The organism is Wolbachia endosymbiont of Atemnus politus, from assembly GCF_013309895.1.
Map to the genome: position 1 here is coordinate 1 of NZ_JAAXCS010000188.1, position 1,547 is coordinate 1,547.

Here is a 1,547-nt window from a genome sequence, read left to right on the forward strand (position 1 = left end):
TTTACGTAAAAACTAAGTGTCTCAAGCCTGTCTAGTACTTCACTTTGGCTTTTCTCCGTTCCACCAAAGCATAAGCAAAGTGGTCTACTTTCCGTAGCGCCTAGTTGCTTTAGATAACCATCAGCATTTTGAGGATTGGAAAACTCATTGTTTTCATTTAGCTTTAAAAAGTTGCTGTTGCTGATGTATATTTCGCCCCTTACTTCTAATCTGCCTTTTACACCAAGAAAAGCTCTAGGAAAGCTTTTTATTGTTGCAACATCGAATGTGAGATCTTCTCCTACAAAACCATCACCTCGAGTTGCGGCTCTAACAAATCTTCCATCCTCATAAACTGCAGAAAGCTACAACCCATCGATTTTTGGTTCACATGATATCTCTATTTCATCCTGAATTAAAAACCTCTTTATCTTATATAAAAATCTCTCTACACCTTCCTCATCATAAGCATTTTCAAGGGAAAGCATAGATTCCTGATGTTCCACCTTGGAAAATCTCTCATCAGGTGCAGCACCAACGTCATTTTGTGCTACGTCAATTTCTGGAAGTTGTGTTTCTATTTCGGCTACCTTTCGCGTCAACTCATCCTATTCAGCATCAGTGATTTCCGGCTTTTTTTTTTTTTGGTGATATAATACATCATGATAATTTATCTGCGTTTGCAATTCAGCAAGTTCTCGTTTCAAATTTTCTAAATTGGTCATATACAATTATCTCCTAATACTGAAATTAGTGCAAAAATATGGGGACAGATTAGTTTTTTCGTCAAGCTTTGAATTTCATGAATTCGATGAGTAATAAACGTCAGGCAACAAAAGTTTCAGATAGTTGCACGACTTATTAGCGAAATATTGGTTAGCAATTAGTGAACGGAATTACTTATCATAACTTTGGAGCTATATAGAATTTTATACGATAATACTAATAACAAATGATGATGGCTTTGAAAGTGAAGGAATGAAGTTACTCAAAGAGATTGCGCAAAATCTTGCATCAGAAATATGGGTGGTAGCACCAGATACTGACCGGAGTGGAGCATCAAGATCTCTTGATTCCAGGAAAGCAACCTATCGTAGTAAATCAGCATGGTGACAAAGAATTTAGTATGTCTGGTACTCCTGCAGACTGTGTTATTATTGCGCTAAATAAGGTTATGAATAATAACCGAAACTGCTTGGCCATAGAATACTGATGAGGGACAATGGCCTTTAGACAAAAATCCCCCAAAAAAATTTAATAAAAAAAAAAAAAAAAAAATTAAAAAACCCAATAGCAGGAATGATTCTATATTTGGTGTATAGATGGCGCCAGTGGTGCTACAACTTTATGAGCCTTAGTCGTCCTTGTGCTATTAGCACTGCTTTCCTGGATTTGATTACTGAACATATGTTCCATCACTTCTATATCTATATTACATATAGTGACTAAGGCTCGTATATATTAAACTTGTCCTTAAACACCGATAATATCATGTTAAGGATTAGTGCACCCTATATAAGCCAAACCTGCATTGGGGTTATTGGGGATCAGCAGTATATTCTTAAGTC

General features: G+C 36.1%; 2 pseudogenes. One reads left to right on the plus strand and one right to left on the minus strand.

The annotated features are described in order from the left end of the window. Positions 1-704, minus strand: a pseudogene (locus HET73_RS07385) (NAD-dependent DNA ligase LigA); the annotation flags it as partial. 253 nt (positions 705-957) lie between these two features. Here HET73_RS07385 and HET73_RS07390 point away from each other — a divergent pair. After that, positions 958-1,159, plus strand: a pseudogene (locus tag HET73_RS07390) (5'/3'-nucleotidase SurE); the annotation flags it as partial. Positions 1,160-1,547 lie beyond the last annotated feature (388 nt).